The 24,554-nt window shown below is 36.3% G+C and carries 21 protein-coding genes and 1 other annotated feature; of the genes, 1 reads left to right on the top strand and 20 read right to left on the bottom strand.

Features of this window, described 5'->3' with window-relative positions:
* Nucleotides 1-4: 4 nt before the first annotated feature.
* From EDD63_RS06555 to EDD63_RS06460, 20 genes are all read right to left on the bottom strand, one after another.
* A complete protein-coding gene (locus tag EDD63_RS06555) occupies nucleotides 5-2,704 on the bottom strand; it encodes a PRD domain-containing protein (RefSeq protein WP_134169692.1) in 2,700 nt (899 codons plus the stop codon).
* Nucleotides 2,705-2,876: 172 nt separating this feature from the next.
* The gene (locus EDD63_RS06550) at nucleotides 2,877-3,539 is read right to left on the bottom strand and encodes an HAD family hydrolase (RefSeq protein WP_166667568.1); all 663 of its coding nucleotides are present in this window, start codon (nucleotides 3,537-3,539) and stop codon (nucleotides 2,877-2,879) included.
* Between the two features lie 135 nt (nucleotides 3,540-3,674).
* Entirely contained in the window at nucleotides 3,675-7,595 is a 3,921-nt protein-coding gene (rpoC, locus tag EDD63_RS06545; protein ID WP_134169687.1) for a DNA-directed RNA polymerase subunit beta', read from the bottom strand.
* Between the two features lie 11 nt (nucleotides 7,596-7,606).
* Nucleotides 7,607-11,815: a DNA-directed RNA polymerase subunit beta gene (rpoB, locus tag EDD63_RS06540; RefSeq protein ID WP_134169686.1), complete on the bottom strand. Its 4,209-nt coding sequence runs from the start codon at nucleotides 11,813-11,815 to the stop codon at nucleotides 7,607-7,609.
* A 117-nt stretch (nucleotides 11,816-11,932) separates the two neighbouring features.
* On the bottom strand, nucleotides 11,933-12,538 hold the full coding sequence (locus EDD63_RS06535; RefSeq protein WP_243833747.1) for a class I SAM-dependent methyltransferase: 606 nt from the start codon (nucleotides 12,536-12,538) through the stop codon (nucleotides 11,933-11,935).
* A 39-nt stretch (nucleotides 12,539-12,577) separates the two neighbouring features.
* On the bottom strand, nucleotides 12,578-12,949 hold the full coding sequence (gene rplL, locus EDD63_RS06530; RefSeq protein ID WP_067425762.1) for a 50S ribosomal protein L7/L12: 372 nt from the start codon (nucleotides 12,947-12,949) through the stop codon (nucleotides 12,578-12,580).
* A gap of 29 nt (nucleotides 12,950-12,978) precedes the next feature.
* The gene (rplJ, locus tag EDD63_RS06525; protein ID WP_134169684.1) at nucleotides 12,979-13,482 is read right to left on the bottom strand and encodes a 50S ribosomal protein L10; all 504 of its coding nucleotides are present in this window, start codon (nucleotides 13,480-13,482) and stop codon (nucleotides 12,979-12,981) included.
* Nucleotides 13,483-13,519: 37 nt separating this feature from the next.
* Nucleotides 13,520-13,652 (bottom strand) — a sequence feature (ribosomal protein L10 leader region).
* A 31-nt stretch (nucleotides 13,653-13,683) separates the two neighbouring features.
* Nucleotides 13,684-14,364 carry a 50S ribosomal protein L1 gene (gene rplA, locus EDD63_RS06520; protein WP_134169682.1) on the bottom strand — a complete coding sequence of 227 codons (681 nt, stop codon included), beginning with the start codon at nucleotides 14,362-14,364 and terminating at the stop codon, nucleotides 13,684-13,686.
* A 9-nt stretch (nucleotides 14,365-14,373) separates the two neighbouring features.
* Nucleotides 14,374-14,793, bottom strand: coding sequence for a 50S ribosomal protein L11 (gene rplK, locus EDD63_RS06515; protein ID WP_067425752.1), 420 nt, complete (start codon nucleotides 14,791-14,793; stop codon nucleotides 14,374-14,376).
* A gap of 169 nt (nucleotides 14,794-14,962) precedes the next feature.
* Nucleotides 14,963-15,820 (bottom strand): L-serine ammonia-lyase, iron-sulfur-dependent, subunit alpha, encoded by an 858-nt coding sequence (gene sdaAA, locus EDD63_RS06510; protein WP_134169680.1) that lies wholly within the window; start codon nucleotides 15,818-15,820, stop codon nucleotides 14,963-14,965.
* On the bottom strand, nucleotides 15,820-16,497 hold the full coding sequence (gene sdaAB / locus EDD63_RS06505; protein ID WP_134169678.1) for an L-serine ammonia-lyase, iron-sulfur-dependent subunit beta: 678 nt from the start codon (nucleotides 16,495-16,497) through the stop codon (nucleotides 15,820-15,822). The genes sdaAA and sdaAB overlap by 1 nt, the downstream gene beginning before the upstream one ends.
* Before the next feature lie 58 nt (nucleotides 16,498-16,555).
* Complete coding sequence (gene nusG, locus EDD63_RS06500) at nucleotides 16,556-17,143, bottom strand: transcription termination/antitermination protein NusG (RefSeq protein ID WP_134169676.1); 588 nt, start codon at nucleotides 17,141-17,143, stop codon at nucleotides 16,556-16,558.
* 3 nt (nucleotides 17,144-17,146) lie between these two features.
* On the bottom strand, nucleotides 17,147-17,329 hold the full coding sequence (gene secE, locus EDD63_RS06495; protein WP_134169674.1) for a preprotein translocase subunit SecE: 183 nt from the start codon (nucleotides 17,327-17,329) through the stop codon (nucleotides 17,147-17,149).
* A gap of 11 nt (nucleotides 17,330-17,340) precedes the next feature.
* Complete coding sequence (gene rpmG / locus EDD63_RS06490) at nucleotides 17,341-17,505, bottom strand: 50S ribosomal protein L33 (protein ID WP_067425738.1); 165 nt, start codon at nucleotides 17,503-17,505, stop codon at nucleotides 17,341-17,343.
* A 138-nt stretch (nucleotides 17,506-17,643) separates the two neighbouring features.
* Nucleotides 17,644-18,279, bottom strand: a complete 636-nt coding sequence (locus EDD63_RS06485; protein ID WP_166667567.1) for an RNA polymerase sigma factor — start codon at nucleotides 18,277-18,279, stop codon at nucleotides 17,644-17,646.
* Between the two features lie 17 nt (nucleotides 18,280-18,296).
* Nucleotides 18,297-19,016: a 23S rRNA (guanosine(2251)-2'-O)-methyltransferase RlmB gene (rlmB, locus tag EDD63_RS06480; protein WP_134169670.1), complete on the bottom strand. Its 720-nt coding sequence runs from the start codon at nucleotides 19,014-19,016 to the stop codon at nucleotides 18,297-18,299.
* 1 nt (nucleotide 19,017) lies between these two features.
* Nucleotides 19,018-19,398, bottom strand: coding sequence for a Mini-ribonuclease 3 (locus EDD63_RS06475; protein ID WP_134169668.1), 381 nt, complete (start codon nucleotides 19,396-19,398; stop codon nucleotides 19,018-19,020).
* The gene (gene cysS / locus EDD63_RS06470) at nucleotides 19,398-20,732 is read right to left on the bottom strand and encodes a cysteine--tRNA ligase (protein ID WP_134169666.1); all 1,335 of its coding nucleotides are present in this window, start codon (nucleotides 20,730-20,732) and stop codon (nucleotides 19,398-19,400) included. Before cysS ends, EDD63_RS06475 begins: the two co-directional genes overlap by 1 nt.
* Nucleotides 20,733-21,042: 310 nt before the next feature.
* Entirely contained in the window at nucleotides 21,043-22,743 is a 1,701-nt protein-coding gene (tnpC, locus tag EDD63_RS06465; RefSeq protein ID WP_134169664.1) for an IS66 family transposase, read from the bottom strand.
* 296 nt (nucleotides 22,744-23,039) lie between these two features.
* Complete coding sequence (locus tag EDD63_RS06460; protein ID WP_134169662.1) at nucleotides 23,040-23,519, bottom strand: pyridoxamine 5'-phosphate oxidase family protein; 480 nt, start codon at nucleotides 23,517-23,519, stop codon at nucleotides 23,040-23,042.
* 83 nt (nucleotides 23,520-23,602) lie between these two features.
* Here EDD63_RS06460 and EDD63_RS06455 point away from each other — a divergent pair, with 83 nt between their 5' ends.
* A complete protein-coding gene (locus EDD63_RS06455) occupies nucleotides 23,603-24,469 on the top strand; it encodes an SPL family radical SAM protein (protein WP_134169660.1) in 867 nt (288 codons plus the stop codon).
* Nucleotides 24,470-24,554: the final 85 nt, after the last annotated feature.

Here is a 24,554-nt window from a genome sequence, read left to right as displayed (position 1 = left end):
TCCCCTACTCATCTAATAACTCATCATGCTTACTCAAACTATCTGCTTGAATAAAGTCATATAAATATGCAATTTCGCTAATTGGCATTTCCACGTTATAGCGTTTGCTTATTACTTGGAATGAATCTTTCACTCGTGTAATAAAATCTTCTTGTTCTTGCACAAATACATCAAGTTGTGCACGTTCCTTAATTTCAGATTTTGTAACCAAGCGTTCAATCAAACAACATACGTGAATATAAATTCCAATCAAAATATTTCCATTAAATTCCTGCTGTAATTGCATTTGTAAAATATCAATTGCTTCACTAACATTTGCTAGTAATATCTCTGGATTCAAAATCGTTAAGTAACTCACAACATTTTGTAAAGTGAAATTCTTTCGTAAGTTTCTTAATAATGTATTGAACCCATCCGCATCAAGATGCTTGTTTAACTTTTGCATAATCAAATCGATATGCTTTCCAGATATAATCTCTTCAAGTGCTAGAAAGTTATCTACCTCTTTATTTGGACTGCTTGTTCCTGTCACAAATAGCACATTACTTTTAGCAAACTTTTCATAAGTAGATCCTGTTGTGATTAATTGTGCATAGTCACATACTTCTAAATCCACATCAATATCTGAAGGTAAACTTACTGCAAATAAATCACGCATTCGTTGTGCTAAATGCACACCATCTTCTGCAGTAAACAAGATTGTGTCTTTCTTTTTACTTTCAATGATTGTGTAACTCGCTTTAGAATCATCGCTTACTTTTTCTAATATTGTTTCTATTTCATGTTTTTGCATGATTTCGTTTCCAACATTTAAAGCAAGTCGTGTTGATACATTGTTGATAACTCCCACTGTACAGTTGATCATTTCATTTAGACTTTTTCCTAGCTTTTCAAGAGAACCCATATCTACCATAACAATTACCTTGTTTTGCTTTTGTAAGTCAGATAATCGCTCAACTATAATCTCTTTGATTTCATCTACTGTAGTATCTAGTGGCATATCCACTGCATCAAAAACATAACTACTTAGTAATGTATTCACTGCATCTGCAATAGAAGATGCTGTCGAGTACCCATGACAAACAATCAAACCAAAGATGTCACGATGTGCTGCTTGTAAGTTGTAGTAATGAATGTGAATAACAATCATAATTTGCAACATTTGATTAAGTGGAATCTCTAAATTCATTTCAATTGTTTTGGCAATTTCACGCATGAGTCGATACTCATTAGCAAAATCATTTTTCAAACGTGCAATCGCTTTTTCAATTTCACTTTTATTTTTCGATTCCCATTCTTTTAATGACATCGTATACATGTCATCAATATATAGTAGCTTTGCTAGTGAGTTTGAAATGCGCACTGGCAAGTTAATATACTTATGTTTCCCAATTGCATCTAATACAAGTGCTAGTGAAGTTTCAATGTCTTGAATGGATTCAGGTTGAATCCGATGTTTGAAAGACAAGTACTCAATCAATAAATCGAATACACGTTTTGCATCATTCGATAATTCTTCGATTAAATTCTGCTTATCAAATAGTTTTAATATTTGTTCGAAGTAATCAAAGACAAATTCGATTTCATCACTTTTGCTGTAGTTTTCTACATCGATCATTACAACATTTTCATTTGATGTGATTTCTAGTGTTCGATATACATCTTTAGGCAAATGATAGGTATGAACATTTAAGTTACTTCCATCTTTATAATCTTGTAAGGCTCTTGCACACATTAATTGAATCGTAGAACGTAAGCCGATAAAGTTGTCTTCATACTCTCCACTTACAAGTGCACGTAAACATGCATTACTTAGAAAGATTTGTTTCTCAATTTTCTTTGCTTCATCTTTAAGAAAAGCAATAATCATCTCTTCTTTTTCTTCAATGCTTTTTTCTGCTAATGAAGGGGTTCTTACAAAGACTGGTATATTACGAATCAAAGTGTCTTCTAAGTAGTCTTCAGGATTTTTATCACTCAATAAGATTAAACGAACAATAGTTGATCGTGTTTTCGTATTCTTTTTACTTTCGATAATTCGATTCAATTGTTCCTGAAATAGTTGATCGCTAAACTGCAAGCGACTAATTACTAGTACAACTTCTTCATACTTATCGATTTCACCTGGTTGGTCACCATTTCCAAATAATTTCAATCTGGATTGAGCTACACTATTCTTTGATAACTCACAATGGATAAACCTTGTATTTTTACTGAACTGGGCATTTTTCATGTTCTTACGATAAATCTTTTCGACTAACGTTTTCTTCCCAGTTCCTTTTTCACCAAAGATAATCATTGGCAATCCTGATGGTGGATATACTAGACTTTCATTAATTTGTTTAATGATTGTAGATAGCGAACGTTTCGCACCTACAATATCCTCATATGCATCTTCAATAGTTGCATGCGTTTGTAAATAATCCTTAAACTCATCTAAATCATAAAATTCTAATTGCTCTAGTTTTATTCGATATTCTTTTTCAAGTGCTTCTTTATCTAAAAAGATCACTGGACGTGAATTGATTTTAATAATCAATCCTTCTTTGAATGCATCATTTAAGTAATAACTAGCTAAACTCCTTGAAACATTCATCTGTTCACTAATTTCATTCGCAGTAAAACTTATGAGATTCGTAAACACAAATTCTTTTGTACGTTGCTTTAATTCTTGTAGAATTACTTGTTTCGTATTCTGTGCCATTTAACCGTTTCCTTTCTCTCTTGTTTTCTGCTGTTACTGTGTACCCAAAAGATAAAACAAAAAAGAGATGAAGGTTATCTGTGTGTAATTTTTTTGCACTGTTCACAGATATTTCATCTCTTTTTTTCCATGTTAAACACAATTTGATATGTGTTAACACTATTTTACATGTTTATTTTTTCGACAACAGATATTGCTCAATATAGTCTTTTACCTCATATAAGGATTTTGCTATATGCATTGTCTGCTTTATTTGTATTTCTGTTGCTGGTAATATATCGGGTACCATAATACATGAAACATTCGCCCGATACGCTGCTTCTACCCCTAAATAAGAGTCCTCCAAAATAACCACATTTTCTTTATCAACACCAAATTGCTCTACGATTCGATTATATACTTCTGGGTCTGGTTTTCTTTTTGTTACCTCATCCCCACAAAGCATGTAACAAAACTCATGAAAAACATCGACCTTTTTTAACCGTTCTTCATTCAAAGCGGATATCGTTGATGTTCCAATTGCCAGTGGAATCTGATTTTCTTTTAGGTATGCAATCAACTGTTTTGCTCCAGGCTTTAGTTCCAATTCATTTTCTAAACGAATTTTTCCTGCTTCACGAACTTCCTGCAACAAAGCAAGTGGCTCTTCGATACCGGTTACTTCTTGTAATATGATATCTTCTACAACTTTTCCTGTATGGCCTATACACTTTAAAAATACTTCGCTTCCCAAATTTTTGACACCATGTTTTATCCCTATATCATGCCAAGTCTTTTGCCAAGTGCGTTCCGTATCAAGTAGTAAACCATCTACATCAAATATTACTAATTCCAATTTCATATCATAACTTCGGTTAAATAGTCACAGTAACAGTAACTTAAGTATATCATTGCTTTTTTTCTTAAACAATATTACATTCATCACAAAATGTACAAAAAAAGCAGAGTCCTTTCGAACTCCACTTTCATTCTATAATTCTGTTTCGCCTTCTTGAATACTTAATTCATCTTCAGCTACTGCAGCATCGATTGCTTCTGAGTCTTTTTCCAAAAGTTCTTTTGGCACAAAGCTCAATAGCTTATCTTCTTCATCGCTTTCTTTTGTGTTAGCAGCAATACGTTTTGCACGTAATTCTTCTGCTTTTTCATTAATTAAGCGAGTTGATTCACGATCTACATCAAGACCTGTTCCCGCAGGAATCATTTTCCCAATGATTACATTTTCCTTTAATCCAACTAAGTGGTCGCGGCTACCGTTAATTGCAGCATCCGTTAATACTTTTGTTGTTTCCTGGAATGATGCAGCTGATAGGAATGAATCTGTTTGCACAGATGCTTTTGAAATACCAAGTAGTGTTGGTCTAAACACTGCAGGGCGTTTTCCTGACAATAATACATCACGGTTAATTTTTGTAATCTTAGTTAATGAGATTTTTTCTCCAGCGATTAAGCCTGTGTCATTACCTTCGATAATTTCCACACGACGTAACATTTGGCGAATCATGATCTCAATATGCTTATCGGAAATATCGATACCTTGACTTGCATATACCTTCTTAACTTCTTTAAGAATGTATTGTTGTACATCTTGTACTCCAGCTACTTCAAGAAGTTCTTTTGGTGCTACTTGACCTTCAGTGATTTTATCACCAGCAGTTAAGTGCCAAGGAACTGCATGTCCTGGTTTCAAGTTCTTTTCGATTTGGTCACGTTCTTTCTTAGATGCTGGTTTCTCAATTAACCAAGCACGAAGTGTTTGCGTAGGACCAACTTTGTGAACAATTGATTCAGTTTCGTTTGCAATCGTTACTTCAATTCCACCGATACCTTCAAGTTGTTTAATTTCAACAATATCTCCAGTAATTTTCGCTAGAACTGCCGCACCTTTTGGTGAACGCGCTTCAAATAGTTCCTCTACACGAGGTAACCCTTGGGTGATATCTCCACCACCAGCAACCCCACCGGTGTGGAATGTACGCATGGTAAGTTGGGTACCTGGTTCCCCAATTGATTGCGCTGCCATTGTACCAACAGATTCTCCAACTTCAACAACTTCACCAGTTGCCATGTTACGTCCGTAACATTTTTTACATACACCGTGAACGGTTTGACATGTAAATGCTGAACGAATCATTACTTGTTTAACACCAGCGTCAACGATTTCTTGTGCTTTATCTTCATCCATGAATTCACCTGCATCAATAATTAATGCACCTGTTTCTGGGTGGAAGATTGCATCTTTTGTATAACGACCAACAAGACGGTCAAATAGTGATTCAACAACTGTATCTTGTTTACGGTCACGGATTTCTTCAACTAGGTAACCACGGTCAGTTCCACAGTCTTCTTCGCGCACAACAACATCTTGTGCAACGTCAACTAGACGACGTGTTAAGTATCCTGACTCGGCAGTTTTCAAGGCTGTATCGGTAAGACCTTTACGCACCCCATGGGTAGAGGTAAAGAACTCAGATACGTTTAATCCTTCACGGAATGAAGAATAAATAGGTACCTCGATTACACTTGGTTGGTAACCTGAAGCTGATTTCGATTGTGATGGACGAGCCATCAATCCACGCATACCAGCAAGTTGGGTAAAGTTACTATCGTTACCACGAGCTCCAGAAGTCGCCATCATGTTGATTGGGTTCTTACGAGCAATCGCAGCTTTAAATTCAATCAGAATGTTCTTTTTCACGTCATCCCAAAGTTTATTTAGTAGACGTTCCCATTCTTGCATTGTAAGTTTACCTTTTTTACGGTATTCCATAAGCTCTGCAGCTTTTTCACGACCGTAATCTACGTATTTTTTCTTGTTAGGGGCAACTTCAATATCCGCTAGTGATACTGTAATACCCGCAACTGTAGAATATTTAAATCCGTTGTTTTTGATCTCATCAAGAATTTCACTTGTTTCAACTGTCGAGTAGCGTTTGAACACTTGCCCGATAACAAGTCCTAAATCCTTTTTCTTCATTGCATCAACTGGTTCTAACCCAGCGATTACTTCAGGCATATTTGTTCCCATTGGGAAGAAGTATTTGTCTGGAGTTGCAACGAAGTTTTCTTCACTTACTTCGTTGATGTAAGGGAAGTCTTTTGGCAAGATATTGTTAAAGATAACTTTACCAACAGTTGTTACCAAGTATGAGTTGTTTTGTTCTTCTGTAAATCCTTCTTTTTGTAAAGAACGACCGTGAAGCGCAATACGTGTATGTAAGTGCACTTGGTTTGCTTCATATGCCATCATAACTTCATTGATGTTGTTGTAAGCATGACCTTCGTTGTCACCATATGCTTGCCATTTGTCAGCTTCTTGGTCACAACCTAGTGCTCTATATTCTGCACTTTCTGCGTAGAATTCTTCTTTTGTTTCTTCCATTGTTAAGTAGAAGTTACCAAGTACCATGTCTTGTGATGGTGTAACGATAGGTTTTCCATCTTTTGGACCAAGGATGTTGTTAGAACCTAGCATTAATACATATGCTTCAGCTCTTGCTTCTTCACTTAATGGAACGTGGACCGCCATTTGGTCACCATCGAAGTCCGCGTTGAATGCAGGACAAACTAGAGGGTGAAGACGGATTGCTCTACCTTCTACAAGTTTTGGTAAATATGCTTGAATACCAAGACGGTGAAGTGTAGGGGCACGGTTCAATAGAACTGGGTGTCCTTCAATTACATCCTCAACGATGTCCCAAATTCTTGGATCACCTTTGTCGATTAATTTTTCAGCAGTTTTATGGTTACTAGCGATTTCGCGGTTAACGATTTCATTAATAACATATGGTTTAAATAATTGAATAGCCATCTCACGAGGGATACCACATTGGTACATTTTTAAGTCTGGACCTACCGCGATAACTGAACGTCCTGAGAAGTCAACACGTTTACCAAGTAAGTTTTGACGGAAACGACCTTGTTTCCCTTTTAATGAGTGAGAAAGTGATTTTAATGCACGTCCTCCAGCTCCTGTAATTGGTTTACTACGACGTCCGTTGTCAATTAAAGCATCAACAGCTTCTTGTAACATACGTTTTTCGTTTTGTACGATAATTGCAGGTGTTCCAAGTTCTAATAACTTTTTCAGACGGTTGTTACGCGTGATTACACGACGGTAAAGGTCGTTAAGATCACTTGTTGCGAAACGTCCACCATCAAGTTGTAACATTGGACGTAAATCAGGTGGGATAACTGGTAATTCAGTCAGTACCATCCATTCAGGGTTGTTGTCAGAATTTCTAAATGCATTAACTGTATCCAAACGTTTAATAAGTTTGTTACGTTTTTCTCCTTGTGCACCTTCAAGTGCATCTTGGATTGCTTTATATTCTTTTTCAACATCCACTTGCTCAAGCAATACTTTTACTGCTTCAGCTCCGGTTTTTGCTTCAAACGCTCCAGCACCATATAGTGCCACGTTTTCACGATATTCTCTTTCCGAAAGAACTTTTTTGTATTCTAGCTTTGTATCTTTTGGATCCGTCACAATCCAAGATACGAAGTAAACTACTTCTTCAAGTTGTTTAGGTGTTACATCAAGTAACAACCCCATACGACTAGGGATACCACGTAAGTACCAGATGTGTGCAACTGGTGCAGCTAAAGAAATATGTCCCATACGTTCACGACGAACGCTAGACTTTGTTACTTCAACTCCACAACGGTCACAAATGACACCTTTGTAACGTACTTTTTTGTATTTACCACAGTAACATTCCCAGTCTTTGCTTGGTCCGAAGATTTTCTCACAGAACAATCCATCACGTTCTGGTTTTTGAGAACGGTAGTTAATTGTTTCTGGTTTTTTTACTTCTCCGTAAGACCACTCTAAGATTCTTTCAGGAGATGCTAAATTAATCTGAATTGACGAAAATTTATTTACACTCATCTTTTAGCCTCCTATTCAATCACGTCTAGTAAAGCTTCAAGCCCACTATCGCTAATTTCTTCTTTTACTTCATCACCGTGATCATGATCATCGGCTGCCATTTCTTCTTCTGCTTCAACTAATTGTTCTTCATCATCAATGTGAACATTTGCAAGTTCATCATCAAGTTGAGCAATTGTTACATCAGGGTTGTTGGCTTCTTGTCTACTATCTTTAGGTGCTTGTTCTTCTTGGTTATTGATATCTACCAATTCCCCATTGTCATCAAACATCTTTACATCGATAGCTAAGGCTTGCAATTCGTGAACAAGTACTCTGAATGATTCAGGAATACCAGCTTCAGGAATGTCTTTACCTTTGATGATAGCTTCGTACGTTTTTGTACGTCCTTGGATATCATCCGATTTGATTGTCAAGATTTCTTGTAATGTGTGTGCTGCTCCATATGCTTCAAGAGCCCAAACTTCCATTTCCCCAAATCTTTGACCACCATTTTGCGCTTTCCCTCCAAGAGGTTGTTGCGTTACTAATGAGTAAGGTCCTGTTGCACGTGCATGCAGCTTGTCATCAACCATGTGGGCAAGCTTAATCATGTACATAACCCCAACAGAGATTCTTTCATCAAATGGTTCCCCTGTACGTCCATCGTATAGTACAGATTTACCATCTTTAGTCATACTCGCTTCATCCATGATTCCACTTAACTCTTCGTTATCGATTCCATCGAATACTGGAGTTGAGAATTTTACACCTAATTTCTTAGCTGCGAATCCTAAGTGGATCTCAAGAACTTGTCCAATGTTCATACGTGAAGGTACCCCGAATGGGTTCAACATAATGTCAACTGGAGTTCCATCTGGCATATATGGCATATCTTCAATCGGTAAGATTTTAGAGATAACCCCTTTATTACCGTGACGTCCCGCCATTTTATCCCCTTCAGAGATTTTACGTTTTTGAACAATGTATACTTTTACAGTTTCATTTACCCCTGGAGGTAAATCGTGACCTTCACTACGTTTGAAGACACGTACACTATGTACGATACCATCTCCACCGTGAGGTACTTTTAAACTATTGTCACGAACTTCACGAGATTTTTCACCGAAGATTGCTAATAATAGTTTTTCTTCAGGACTTACTTCGCTTTGTCCTTTTGGTGTTACTTTACCAACTAGGATATCACCTTCTTTAACTTCCGCACCAACCATAACGATTCCGCGTTCGTCTAAGTTACGACAAGCAGCTTCACTTACGTTTGGAATATCGCGTGTAATTTCTTCAGGTCCTAGTTTTGTATCACGACAGTCAATGTCGTAATCTTCAATGTGGATTGATGTATATACATCATCACGCACTAAGCGTTCAGACATAATGATCGCATCCTCATAGTTATATCCATACCAAGTCATGTAGGCAATCGTAACGTTTTGTCCTAAAGCTAACTCTCCATTTTGCATAGAAGGTCCATCGACAATTACATCACCTTTTTCAATTTTTTCACCTTTTTGCACGATTGGCATTTGGTTAATTGAAGTACCAGCGTTTGAACATTCGAATTTTTTAAGTTTGTATTCGCGTTTTCCGCCTTTTTCACTTACAACAACACGTGTTGCATCAACAAAATCAACTACACCATCTTCTGCAGCAACAACTGCTGAACCAGAATCTTTGGCAATTTTGTTTTCGATACCTGTACCAACAAATGGACTTTGTGGCTTAATTAAAGGTACCGCTTGACGTTGCATGTTCGCTCCCATTAGGGCACGAGAAGCATCATCGTTTTCCAAGAATGGAATACAAGCTGTCGCTACCGAAACAATTTGTTTTGGACTGACATCGGCAAGTTCTACTTTTTCGCGTTCTGCCATGATCGTTTCACCATTTAATCTGGCAACGACTTGTTCATTAACAAGTAATCCATCAACAACCTCATTGGCTTGGGCAATAATGTAGTCTGCTTCTTCGTCTGCACTTAAGTACACACAGTCTTCGCTAACTTTTCCATCTTTTACAATACGGTATGGTGTTTGAATAAATCCATATTCGTTAATTTTTCCATATGTTGTCAAGTTTGAAATCAGACCGATGTTTGGTCCCTCAGGTGTTTCAATTGGACAAATACGACCGTAGTGAGATGAGTGAACATCACGTACTTCAAATCCAGCACGATCACGTGTTAAACCACCAGGTCCTAATGCTGAAATACGACGTTTGTTTGTAAGTTCAGCAAGTGGGTTTTGTTGGTCCATGAATTGAGACAATTGAGAACTCGAGAAGAATTCTTTAATTGCTGCTGTTAATGGACGAATATTTGTAAGTTTCTTTGGTGTTAATGTTTCAATTTCAGCAATTGACATACGTTCCTTAACCACACGTTCCATACGAGATAAACCAATACGGAATTGGTTTTGGATAAGTTCACCAACCGAACGGATACGACGGTTACCTAACATATCGATATCGTCATCTTCACCAATACCATACATGTTTGTTAATGTGTATGAGTATAGTGCATACATATCAGATACTGTAATTGTGTGTTTGTTTAAGAATGGATCGTTACCAATCACACTAACTGGAATGTTGTCTCCATTGTGAACAAGTACTTCTTGTACGGCACAACCAATTAAGTAAGCACGTACATTTCCTTTTTCAACAAGGGCACGTAATTCTTTTTCTTGTGCTTCACTCAATGTCGCAACTTTATCTTTTTGTGAGAAGTTATATGTAAATACTTCACCTTCAGAATCAGTTAAATCATTACCTTTTGCATCAACGATACGACCTAGTGTATATAGTGTTTGACCATATGCCATCACTGCTTTGAAGTTATCTTTTGTAATTGTGATTTCTTTAGCCATTAATCCAGCTAAGATTTCCACTTCGGCAACTTCTTCTTTTTGAAGTAATTCAACATCTTCTTTTGTTAATACTGTGTTTTCAAATAATGTAGTTTTCTTTAAATCTACATCGTAAGCTAATACACGTCCTACTAAAGCACTTGCATAGCTAACAGGCACACTTACCACATCGTTGTGGTAGAACAGTGTGTTATATGGGAATGCAGTAACATGCATTCCACGTTTCATTTCTTCACGTAATGCATCACGTACTGTACGATCTACAAGTGTTCCTTGTTTATGTAACACATTTCCATCTACATCAACGATGTCATGTGCTAAATAATTAGAGAACATGCGGTCTACAACTGATAATTTCTTTGACAGTTTGTAACGTCCTGCTTTTGTTAAGTCATAACGACGTGAATCAAAGAATTTTTGATTCATTAAGTTGATTGAACCATCAAGTGTAGGAATTTCATCCGCTCTTTGGTTTTCATAAATCGTCAACAACGCTTCTTGTGTTGTTGCTACTTTTTCTTCAAATAAAGTGTTTTCCACTTCTTCATATTGTCCGAAGTAAGAACCATATAGGTTTAAGTATAAATCTAAGTATTCTTTTTCTTCGTTATTTTCAGGCAATTCACTTACAAGTTTACGACCCATTGTATCTAAGAAAATACGGATTTGTTCAGAGTCATTAGGGTCAATGTTGTTATCTAAATCGACAGACATTCCAAGCGCTTTGAAAAGGATGGTACTTGCCACCTTACGTTTACGGTCAATCAATACGTTTAACAAACGACCACCTGTTTGTTTTTTGATGTCACTTTGGAATTCTAACCACGTTCCTCTTGAAGGAATTAATTCTGAGTGATATGTAGGACGCCCAGTTTTTTCTTCAACTCCAGTAGCAAAGTATGCTCCTGGTGAACGTACGATTTGTGAAACGATAACACGTTCCGCCCCATTTATGATAAACGTTCCTGTGTCTGTCATAATTGGGAAATCTCCAAGGAAAACATCCTCCTCTTTTGAAATCAATTCTCCAGTGTTAGGATCCTCAATTTCTAGTTCCATTTTTGCTTTCAATGAAGTTGCATAGTTGATTTCTCTATACATTGACTCTGAAGCATTGAATTTAGGTTCTTCGAATTCGTAATCAACGAAGTTCAACTTAATGTTTCCACTGTGGTTTTGAATTGGATAAATCTCATTGAAAACCTCTTGGATACCTTCGTTTTTAAACCAGTCAAAAGAGTCCGTTTGAATTTCAACTAAATTAGGTAATTCAAGATCACCACTAACTTTAGAATAATCTCTACGTTCAGCTTTTTTACCGATTTTTACAGTACGATATGTTTCTTTTTTTGCCATGAATGCCTTCCTTTCTTATGTATTTTAAAACGACGAAAAGGGCATGTAACCCCATCATAAAATTTTACTTTATTGCAATTTATTATATTACCAACACTTTGTCAATCTGTCAATCATTTATTTGAGTTTCTTACTTGACTTATATACGTAGAACCCCTTGTCTTTTGCCAGTAGTTGGCAATTACCAAATATCGACTCTACATACTTTTGCGCGCTTTTTGCACCATGTGATTTACGCATCACAAAATACAAACACCCATCATCCACTAAATGTGCATAACTATCAGCTAGTAATTTATAAACAACTTGTTTACCTGCACGTATGGGTGGATTGGTAATAATGCTTTCGAATCTTCGTTCATGTAAAGAATCAAAACCATCAGACTTTAAAGTCTCTACATCAACTTGATTCTTCTGCGCGTTTTCTTTTGCCAATTCGAGTGCACGATCATTTACATCAACCATCGTTACACGTGTTTGTGGATAGCGTTTTTTAAACAAGATTCCAACCGTCCCTAATCCGCATCCCAAATCAAGAATATCACCTTTGAATTCTTCATTTTCAATGCTTTCTAACAAGACTTTTGTACCTACATCAAGACCATCTTTACTAAAGACTCCATGGTCACTAATAAAGGTTGAATCAAAACACCAAAACCGGAAAGAGAATTCCTTCCGGTTAGATTTTGTATGTTTATTATCTTCGAAATAGTGAGACATCATACCACATCCTTTGGTGTTAATAAGTAAGATAATGTAAAATTATTTAACTTCTACAGCTGCTCCAGCGTCAACTAATTTAGTTTTGATTTCTTCAGCTTCAGCTACTGGAATGTTTTCTTTAATTACTGCAGGAGTAGCTTCAACTTTTTGTTTAGCTTCTAATAATCCTAATCCAGTAATTTCACGTACTGCTTTAATTACGTTAACTTTTGAAGCTCCAACTTCTGTGATTGTTACAGTAACTTCTGTTGGTTCTCCAGCAGCAGCTCCGTCATCAGCAGCAACTACAGCAACTGGTGCAGCAGCAGTAACTCCGAATTCTTCTTCGATTGCTTCGATTAGTTCGTTTAATTCAAGAATTGTCATCTCTTTTAGAGAAGCAATTACGTCATCTTTATTTAATTTAGCCATGATAAATTTTCCTCCTATATGTTATTTTATTAAGCTTGTTCTTGTTCTTGTTTTTGGTCACGCACTGCTGATACAACACATGCGAAGTCTCTAATAGGTGCTTGTAAGCAACTTAAGAACATAGAGATCATACCATCGCGGTTTGGTAGTTTTGATAGTTTTGTAATTGTGTCAATTCCAACAACTTCTCCTTCAACCACACCAGCTTTAATTACTAATGCACTATGAGTTTTCGCAAATTTTGCTAATACTCTTGCAGGTGCAACTGCATCTTCTGAGAATGCGAATGCGTTAGGTCCAGTCAGGCTTTCTTTTAAATCACCATAACCAGCATCTTCTGCAGCACGCACTACCATTGAGTTTTTGTAAACTGTAAAGTCTACACCTTCTTCGCGTAATTCACGACGAAGTTCAGTAACTTCAGCAACTGATAACCCACGGTATTCAACGATAACGCTACTTGAGCTATTTTTGAACTTGTCAGAAATTTCAGTTACGAGTTCCTGTTTTGCTTGTAATACTGCTTCTTTCATATTTAACCTCCTCTTACTTATATTTGATCAATATACCTAAGAGAATAAAAAACTCGTCTTATCCTTACATAGACAAAACGAGTTAAAAGTTTATCATCTTTTTCTCATTTACCTCGGTAACATGATTAAGCTTGCGCCGTTACTGTCTATGGCATATTGAAACATTGTTATTCTATATGGTATCTACGATAAAGTCAACAATTAAATTGCAACTTTGACACCAGGACCCATTGTACTACTTACTGTAATGTTTAAGAAGTATTGTCCTTTTACTGCAGCTGGACGAGCCTTAGCTACAACATCGTATAATGTGTTGAAGTTTTCAACTAGTTTTGCATCATCGAAACTTACTTTACCCATAAGTACGTTGATGTTTCCATCTTTATCAACACGGTATTCTACTTTCCCTTTTTTGATATCTTCAACGGCTTTTTTAACGTCCATTGTAACTGTACCAGTTTTAGGGTTTGGCATTAATCCTTTAGGTCCTAAGATTTTCCCGATTTTTCCTAGTTCACCCATCATGTTAGGTGTTGCTACGATTACATCGAAATCTAACCAACCTTTTTTCATATCGTCGATTAATTCTTTTCCACCAACGAAATCTGCTCCAGCATCTTTCGCTTCTTGTTCTTGAGCTCCTTGAGCGATAACACAAACTTTTTGTGTACGTCCACTTCCGTTTGGAAGAACGATAGCTCCACGGATTTGTTGGTCCGCATGACGTGGATCAACGTTTAAACGCATTGATAATTCAACACTTTCGTCAAATTTTGCGTAACTTGCTTTTTTAATTAAAGCGATTGCATCGTTAATAGCGTATGTTTTTTCAGCGTCTACTAATTTTGCAGCTTCTAAATATTTTCTACCTTTATTAGCCATGGTGACCTCCTATTCCATACCTTCGACAACAATACCCATGTTGCGAGCAGTACCAGCAATGATTTTCATTGCTCCATCAATATCGTTTGCATTTAAGTCTGGCATTTTGTATTCAGCGATTTCGCGAATTTTGTCAGCACTAATAGTTCCAACAGAAACTTTTGAGTCACTTGCACCTTTGTTTACGTTTGCTGCTTTCTTTAATAAGATTGAAGCTGGTGTAGTTTTTAATACAAAATCAAAACTTTTGTCTTCGTATGCAGTAATGATTACTGGAACGATATCACCTTGACGGTCTCTAGTAGCATCGTTAAATGCTTGTGTAAATTGAGGCATGTTGATTCCAACTGATGCCAATGCAGGTCCTGGTTTCGCTCCCCCTGCTGGGAATTGTAGCTTCGCTACTTTTGCGATTTTTTTCTTGCTCATAAGACACCTCCGTTTTCTTTGTCTTATGCAGTGGTCAATCGAAAGGATCGCACCTTCCTACCACGCATAGTAAGCTTATGCCTAAACAGGCTTCCTTATAATATAATAAAAGCACGTGAAATGCAAGCATTCTTGCAACTTTCTACGTGCCATCATTCGTAATGTATCTTTATTTGCATCCTTTACAAATGTGTTTTGCTTTTGCACTACCACCCATAGCGGTTTCACGTAAGGTTGCTGGTAAAGAACGACCAACATTTTCCATAACTTCAATCATGTCATCTAAGGGAATTACATTAGCAATTCCACTCATTGCCATTTGTGCACAAATCAGAGCATTTGTTGCACCAATTGTGTTTCTTGTTTGACAAGGCACTTCTACCAATCCACAAATTGGATCACATACAAGTCCTAAGATATTCATAAATGCATGACTTGCTGCATGCAAGGATTGTTGCACACTTCCACCCATCAACTCTACGATCGCACTTGCTGCCATTGCACTTGCTGTACCAACCTCAGCTTGGCAACCACCTTGTGCACCAGATACATTGGCATTACGCATTGTTAAATAGCCAATCGCACTTGCATTATACAGTGCTTCAATTATCTGTTTATCACTGAAGCCACGAACTTCTTGTAATGCGACAAAACATCCTGGCAGGACCCCACTAGCACCTGCTGTAGGTGCTGCAACAATCAGCCCCATTGAAGCATTGACTTGACTGACTGCTAGTGCATACAGTACCGCCTTATCAACAAGCTCCCCACAAAAGCTTTTCCCACTTTCGATAAACGCTTGCATATCTTTTGCTTCTTCGTGAAGAAATCCACCCATTGATTCCAGTTCTTGATGAATTGGTTTATGTGCAGCTTGCTTCATAATGGTCCATGATTTTTCCATTCGTAAGTATATATCTTCTTCTTTACGGTTGAACACTTCTATTTCACGTTTGACCATGATTTGTGAAATACTACAATTTTCTTTTTCCGTTAAAGCGAATAATTCTTTTGCACTTTTAAACATTAGTCCCACTCCAATCTAGGTATATAGGATACACTTAAAATCGCTTTATCTTTGCGTAGTTCTTCAAACAATGCATTATCAAAGTGTTCATCAACTTCAACTATCGTATAGGCAATCTTCCCTTTGTCTTCGCGATAGAGTTTCATAAAGGCAATATTAATTCCATAGTTTGCAAGAATACTTGATAATCTAGCGATGACTCCTGGAGCATCTTGTTGCTTCACAACAATGGTATCATATTCACCACTTAGATTTACCTCGACTCCATTGATGGAATTGATCATTACTTCTCCACCACCAACGCTTTCTCCACGCATCTTGTATGTAACACCAAACTGATCCACCATATGAATGATTACCGTGTTTGGTGCAAATGCAGGGTCGTGTTTTTCTTTAAATGTAAAAGCGAGTCCTGCTTCTTTAGCATAGCTAAATGAATCCTTAATTCGTTCATCATCTGGATTCATCCCCAACATACCTGCAACAAGTGCACGATCTGTACCATGGCCTTTATATGTTTTGGCGAATGAACCATATAAATCAAAGCGTACATCTACAATTTTCTCATTGGCAATACGACGTGCAATTTGTGCGATTCGACATGCCCCTGCGGTATGACTTGATGAAGGTCCTATCATATTTGGACCAATGACATCAAACATGCTTATTTCTTTCATAATACGTCCAACCTTTCCACGTTTATTTTATATCATATTCCATAAAAAAAGTAGAAGATTATTCTTCTTCCACTAGTTTTACATCTTCTAATGTTTTTGTATATTCTGACTTTTCTAAATCAGCATATCCAATTTCTGCAGGTGTTTCTCTACCAAACAGTGTTGTTAATACAGTTGCAACTTGTGTTTCTGCATTTAATTCTTCAACTGTTCCTTCCATGTTTGCAAATGGTCCATCAAGAATACGTACGTGATCTCCAACTTCGAAATCCACGTTGACTTTCTTTTCACTCATTCCTAAACGACGTAGGATAGAATCAATTTCATCTTCAGCAACTGGGAATGGTTTTGCCCCACCACCACTTGATCCGATAAATCCTGTAACACCAGGCGTATTACGAACAATATACCAAGCTTCATCAGTCATCATCATTTCAACAAATAAGTATCCAGGGAAAAGGTTTTTTACCTTCTCAACTTTTTTACCGTTTTTGTATTCGATTTCTGTTTCTTCAGCAACGATGATTTGGAATAGTGAATCTTGTAGACCCATTGTTTCTACACGACGTTCCAAGTTCAACTTTACTTTATTTTCATGTCCTGCATATGTATTTACTACATACCATTCTTTTTTTATTTCACTCATATATTATACACCTAATAAATCCGTCAAGAACCATGCGTTGAACGCTGTACATGCCAAAAAGAACAATGCAAATGCAGCTGTAAAGATAATTACAGTTGCGCTATCTTTTGCAAGATCCTTTGGTGATGACCAACGAATTCGCTTGATTTCAGTTATAATCCCACGGATACTAAACCATTTTAACATCTCGATTCCTCCTACTTTGTTTCTTTATGAATCGTGTGTTTTCCACACTTTTTACAAAATTTCTTAATTTCCATACGTTCTGTATAGGTTGTTTTATTCTTCTTTGTTGAATAATTACGTGATAAACATTCGCTACATGTCAGTATCACTTTTTGTGCTTGTCCATTATTAGCCACGATATCACCTCATTGCCTTATTACTTTATCATATGACCTTTACTTAGTCAATGAATGTCTAATATTTATCCTACCACAAACAAACAAGGAAAAGCACGCATTTTATTCACTTACGTTCATTTTCCTTGTTGGTTGAATTCATTTCTTTGAGGGTAGTTTATATCCTGCACTCATCATTTGAATACGCAAATCTTTTTTCAAACGATACATCGTATTATCAATCGTTTTTTCTGCTTCAGATAAAATCCTTGATATCTCTTTATATGAGTAATCTTGTTCCCATAAAGTGAATATCTTTTGTTCTTTCTCACCCATGTTTTTCACACATCGACGAATGGATACCATTTGTTGTTTGATTTCAAATGCCCATGTTGGTTCAATACACGGATCACAAGCGATAATATCTCCAATCAGCAAGCCACCTTGCTCACATACATATTGATCAAGAGATAATAAACTTTGATTTGCTCGATTCTTCAGATTGTATGCAGAACGAAGATAGTTGTAACACGTACGCTCCATCACGACACGATAATAACTACTAAACTTACAGTCCATCGTTTCTTTATACGTATTGGCTGCTTTGTATAATGCGATGATACACTCTTGATATAAATCTTCTAAATCGCAAGATGTCTTCACTTTGCAACTATAGCCATGCACATATGCGCGAATGATTCGCTTATATGCATCAATCAGCAATGACAATGCCTCTTCATCGCCCTGTCGAATCAAATATAGAAGCTCATTGTCATTTTGATGACAATGACTCACAATTTCACCCCCTAACTTTATTTATTTCTATTTGTATAGATTCCGTATAGGAGTACTGCACAGGCAACTGAAGCATTTAAAGAAGTAACATGTCCAACCATTGGTAAACTAACAAACATATCACATTGTTTCTTTACCACATCACTCATTCCATACCCTTCACTACCAATCACTAATACAATTGGCATTTTATAGTCAGGTGTACTATAATCTTGCGCTTGATACATATCACTACCAATCACCCAATAGCCTTTCTTTTTCAAATCACGCAAGGTATTTGCTAGATTTGTGACTTGGCACACTGGCACATAATCAATTGCCCCTGTGGATACTTTGGCTACTGTTGGATTTAATGAAACACTACGATGTTTTCCAATAATGACTCCATCAGCACCAACTGCATCACATGTTCGTAATATCGCTCCCAAATTATGTGGATCTTCTAGTCCATCCAACAATACAAGTAGTGGATATTCTTTATCAATGGAATCAACCAACTGATGAATATCTGCATATTTATACGCATCAATTTCAGCAACAATCCCTTGGTGATTTCCCCCGTTTGCAAGTTCATCAAGTTTTTTACGTCCACAATTCTTAAACGAAATCTTTCGATTATATATTAACGATAAAATCTCTTTATCCTTAAATCCTTCTAAAATCCATAAATTATGAATGTTCTTATTATCATTTAGTAACTGTCGAACGACATTCTTTCCGAAAACAATTTGTGTCATCTTACACCTCCTGTGCAAGTACAAATTTCAATAACTCGTCTATACGTTCCCTTTGTTTAGATAGATACAAGTATCCCCACAAGGCTTCAAAACCTGTAGAAAATCGATACGTAATCATATCTGCATTCTTGGCACGCGAGTGAATATTTGTATTGCGTCCTCTTTTTACGATTGCTTGTTCTTCTGTTGTTAGTAGTCCTTGTTCAAGCATCGCTTGCAAAAACTTTGCTTGTGCAACAGCACTTACATATTTCACGCTTTCTTTTTGTAAATCATTGGGTCTTTGTAAACCTTTCTCTACTAAGTACTCACGAATTTGTAAACTATATAAAGCATCTCCAATATATGCTAAGGTAGTTCCATTTAATCCTTGCAACTCCATTAGAGAATTCCTTTTTCTTGTAGTTGTTGGCGATAGTTATCTGCAACATCAAAGTCTTTATTTGCTTTTGCTTCATTCCATTTTTGGTATAAGTGTTTATCTTCATCACTCAACACAATAGGTGCAATTTCAATTCCTAATACATACAACATCTTTTGAATTGTTTCAATGTGGTTTGCCACTACATCAACATCAATTTCTCTTTGACGTAAGTTTTGATTAAAACGTTTCACCGTATCAAATAATGACATAAATGCATTCTCTGTATTTAAATCATCTTGCATCGCCTCAATAAATGGTCCAAATTCTGCATCTATTACTTCACCTTTGCTACTTGCACCTGCAAGTGATAATTTCACATATGCTTGTTTTAATGGATTACTTACTTTATCAAGCTCTTTTCTTGCAGTATCAATGGTTTCTTCTGAAATATTAAGCGGTGCGCGATAGTGTGCAGATAATAGTACCCAACGCACAAGATTTCCTCCAAGTTTCTCAATGAAATCACGAGCCCAAATTACATTTCCCAATGATTTTGACATTTTTTCACCATCGATGTTTACCATTCCATTATGTACCCAGTAATTGGCAAGTCCACTATGGTCATGTGCACAACTTTGCGCCATTTCATTTTCATGGTGCGGGAATTTTAAATCCATTCCCCCGCCATGGATATCAATTGGTGTTCCACCAAATTCATTAGAAATCATAACCACACATTCCGTATGCCATCCTGGACGTCCTTGACCCCAAGGTGAATCCCATTTGATTCCTTTGTCTGTTTGTTTCCACAAGGTGAAATCTAATGGACTTTCCTTCTTATCATTTTCATCGATTCTTGCCCCAACGACCAAGTCTTCAATTTTTTGACTAGAAAGTTTTCCATAAGCATCTACTTTATTTACGCGAAAGTATACATCGCCATCAATTTCATAGGCAAAACCTGTATCAACTAAATCCTTAATAAAGGCAATAATCGCATCCATCGTTTCTGTTACGCGTGGTGTTGCATCAGGCAAGTTTGCATGGAGCGCTGCACGGTCTGCATTATATGCATCAATGTAACGGTCACTGATAGCATCTTCATTTACACCTTCTTCTTGCGCCTTGTTGATGATTTTATCATCTACGTCCGTAAAGTTACTTACATACTTTACTTCATAACCACTTGCTTCAAAGGTTTTCTTTAAGGTATCAAAAATTACGATTGGGCGTGCATTTCCAATATGTGGATAATTATAAACCGTTGGTCCACACGCATACATGGAAACCTTTCCTTCCACAATTGGTTTAAATTCTTCAATCTTGTTATGTAATGAGTTATATAGTTTCATAGCTTCCTCCAAAAAATAAAAAAACCATCATAGAGGCGAAAAGTCGCGGTTCCACTCTACTTGGTTCTCGTTGCTTGATAACGTCAAGGATACGGTTCATCTAGAAGTTGCATCTACACAGTCACGTCAAACTTTTTCACCAACCAAGTTCTCGCTATACACGTTTCCTATGTTCTTTTCTTCATCATGGATGTTCTTGCACATTATACTCATAAACACCTACTTTTATCAACAAAAGTAACAGTTTTTTATTATTTTTATATCATTTCCGTTACTATTCACCGATAAATACTTAAAACAAAGGCGTTCCTTAGTCAATAAACTTCGGTACGCCTTTGTTTAATATGGTTTCTATTGCTTCTTTTGAATTCGTGTTTTGCAAGTTGCATGTTTGTACTATTGATGTAACCGTTGCTAACGCTTGTGCTCCATCTTTGGTTTTACTTTGTGTTGATATCTTCTTATGTGTTTTTATTTTTCGAATTCCTCGCTCAGCATCGTTGTTCGTGAATGGCACAGTAAAATCATGCATGAATTGTAAATGTGCTCCCTCATACTCTTTCATTCTTCTAAACAGTTTAATGTAATCCATTTCTGTACTTTTATGCTTGATATTTGGATTCTCCTTTTCATATCGTTCAATTTCATTATCTAGAATTTGTCGATATTCTTTTGTGTATGTTTCAATTACTTCATCATCAAACTCTGTTATTCCTTTTGCAATTAGTTTGTTCCTTTCATGCAACATTTTTTGCAGATGTTTTTGCATCTTATGACAAGCTTGACTATTATCCAAATCTATTCCTTGCTGCAACGATCTTAATATATGCGCATTGCATTCTACATGTATACATTCTGTTAGTCGATAATAGGGTTTAAAATGATCATGTGTAAGTGCACCCTTATATTCCTTCAATAGCGGTAGCACACCTAACGGATCAATTCCTCTTTTCTCAACCATGAAATATAACGCGTGTTTTTCACTCGTCATTATCTGCACCCAGTTTTTTTTGCCATCCGTTTTCCAACCAGTTTCGTCAACGAATAAACAATTGCTCTCAAGCAATTTATTTTTAATCTCTTCAATTACTGGTTGCGCATCCTTGTGAAATTGTTTCTCCCATCGTTTAATTGTTGACGGCCTCAAGTTAATTTCTCCGTCACTCATATCATGATACATTTCACATAAACGTTTGACCGCGATGACGCCCTTGTTTGCTACATATAATGTATGTGCCTTAAAATTATTGGAGTATGATACAGCATTTATTTCATATGTGTCCATTTCTTTCTGACTTAATTTTTTTCCTTGTCTAGCATCTAAAAAATAACGAACTTCAATCGTTTTCGTCTTATACTCTAAATCTATTTCTTGTGTTGCATGATAAAGATAATTATTCTCTTTATCATAAACAGCCTTTGCTCCTGTTGGTATTTTCTTCACTCTTTTTTCAATAATCGTATCTACTTCCTTTGAAAGTTTTGAAAAATGTCCTGCGTGGCCCTTTTGACCACCAACTTTTCGTCCTGTTTTTACTCGTGAGTTTTTCACTTCTCGAAAACCTTGCTGTGAGGATGGAATACTCGAGTTAGTAGAGTTTAGTTTGAACTTATTATTTAACCTACGATTTTCTTTACGAATTTTCTCCATTTCCTCATAGTCTTCTTGGCGTTCTTTTCGTATCTCGGCGAGTTCGTCTTCAACTTCTTTTTTTAATTCTTCGAGCTCTCTTCTTAATTTTTCAAGATCGACAATCTCTTCTTCTTTACCACTTAGCTTTGATTTTGCATTAAATAATTGAATTTCCGTATCCCTTAGTTTAAATTTTAAATTTGAATTTTGACTTAATAAACGTATTTTATTTGCTTCATATGTTTTCAGCCTATCGTTTAATCGTTGAATTTGCTTCTCCTGTTTTTCAATTGTAAATACAACTGTTTCATCTATATATTCTTTGAACTCTAATAGTTGTTGGGGATCAGTACGTAAACTTGATAGATTAAATGCCATAGAATTTACCTCTTGTTATACCTAGAATAGCACAGATAAACAAGAAGTAAATACCACTAGAATGTGGAAAACTTTTCAGTTAAGACAAGCATAAAAATTGCCTCGTCAAACGTAAAAAAGCTTTTAGACAAAAAAGAAAAGCCCTAAAGTTATCTAAGCAATCAGTGTCATATCTCGAAGGGTAATGTGCAAACAATTGCTTAGAAAGCTTAAATGGGCTTCACTTATTTATGAAAGTTGTGGGAAAGTTTTTTTAAAACTTTCCGTTTATCGGTGAATAGTAACCATTTCCCGGGTTATAATGCAGGACGTCGTTTTCCTTTCATCTCAGTAACCGTTAGTTTAAATACTCTTGTAAAACCAACAACCTTTTCATTGATCGGAAAATCTGGTTCACGATAATGATCTAGAATAATTTGTAGTCCTTTCATTTTCTTATCGAAATCTGTATCATCAATAATTTCTATTTTGCCAGTACCTACCACACTTTCATACGCCATTGTGCAGTTGCCATGTTCATGATCATACATCAACTCATGCTTTCCATCCATTTCAAACCCTACATTTGGATTAGCTTGCATCAGTTCATATTTTCTACCTTCCAAAGCACCATGAAAATATAACACGAGTTGTCCATCTTCCTCAGTAAAACCAAAGTTGAATGGCAAAATATATGGATACTCTTTATCAAAAAATGCAACTCGACATACATCACTATTCTTTATCACTTCTAATACTTCATTTCGATCTTTAATTTCTCTGTTCGCTTTTCGCATCTTGCACCTCATTTTTCTCTATTATAATACACTGCTTGTCATTCTAACATCCCCTTTGTTATAAATCGTGCTACTATAGATATATGAACATTCAAATCATTCAAGCAAAAAGTGCATTACATAAATTGAAGCCTGGTCGGCTTCCTTTTCCTTATGATTTGAATATTTATCGAGGATGTATGCATAAGTGTATATATTGTTATGCAATCTACTCACACAAATACATGGAATCTGATGATTATTATGAAACCATCTTTGTGAAAGAAAATATTGCTGAAGTACTCGATAAAGAACTATCCAAGATCAAAGAAAAAGGCACTATTAACTTAGGTGGTGTATGCGATAGCTATCAACCACTTGAAAAGAAATTTGAATTGATGCGCGACGTATTAGCCGTTTTAATCAAACATAAATGGCCTACAAATATTTCAACGAAGTCTGCACTCATCTTACGTGATTTGGATTTGTGGAAACAGTTATCAGAAGTTGCATCAGTTAATATTGCATTTACTGTGACAACTACAAATGATGATATTGCAAAACAAATAGAAAGTGGTGCAAGTAGTTCAACAAGTCGATTAGAAGCAGCATCTATATTAAAAAAAGAAACCTTCGCAACCATTGGTATTCACTTAATGCCAATCATTCCATATATTACAGATCACAAAGATAGTTTGCACACTTTGTATAAATTTGCTTATGATCATGACTTTGACTATATTATGCCAGGTATGATGTATTTACGTGGACAAACACGTAAAGTATTTTTCCAAAGTATTCGACATACCCATCCGCACCTTTATGATAAACTCAATCGTATGTATCAAGATAGAGAGTATAAAAACGAATACCGTACCCATCTCTACAAATACATCGGAAAACTACGAAAACAATACCCACTCACTTATGATGCAAAGAATACGCACAAACAAGAAAAATTATTGGCTTAATTCAACCAGTGCATACCAAGTCTCGATAAATCACTGATAAGTACTGAATAATTTATGTGTCTTTAAAGCATTTCTTGTGATGGTA

Source organism: Breznakia blatticola (assembly GCF_004365815.1).
GTDB lineage: Bacteria > Bacillota_I > Bacilli_A > Erysipelotrichales > Erysipelotrichaceae > Breznakia > Breznakia blatticola.
The sequence above is the reverse complement of the archived record's forward strand: the minus strand, read 5'-3'. Positions and strand labels throughout refer to the sequence as shown.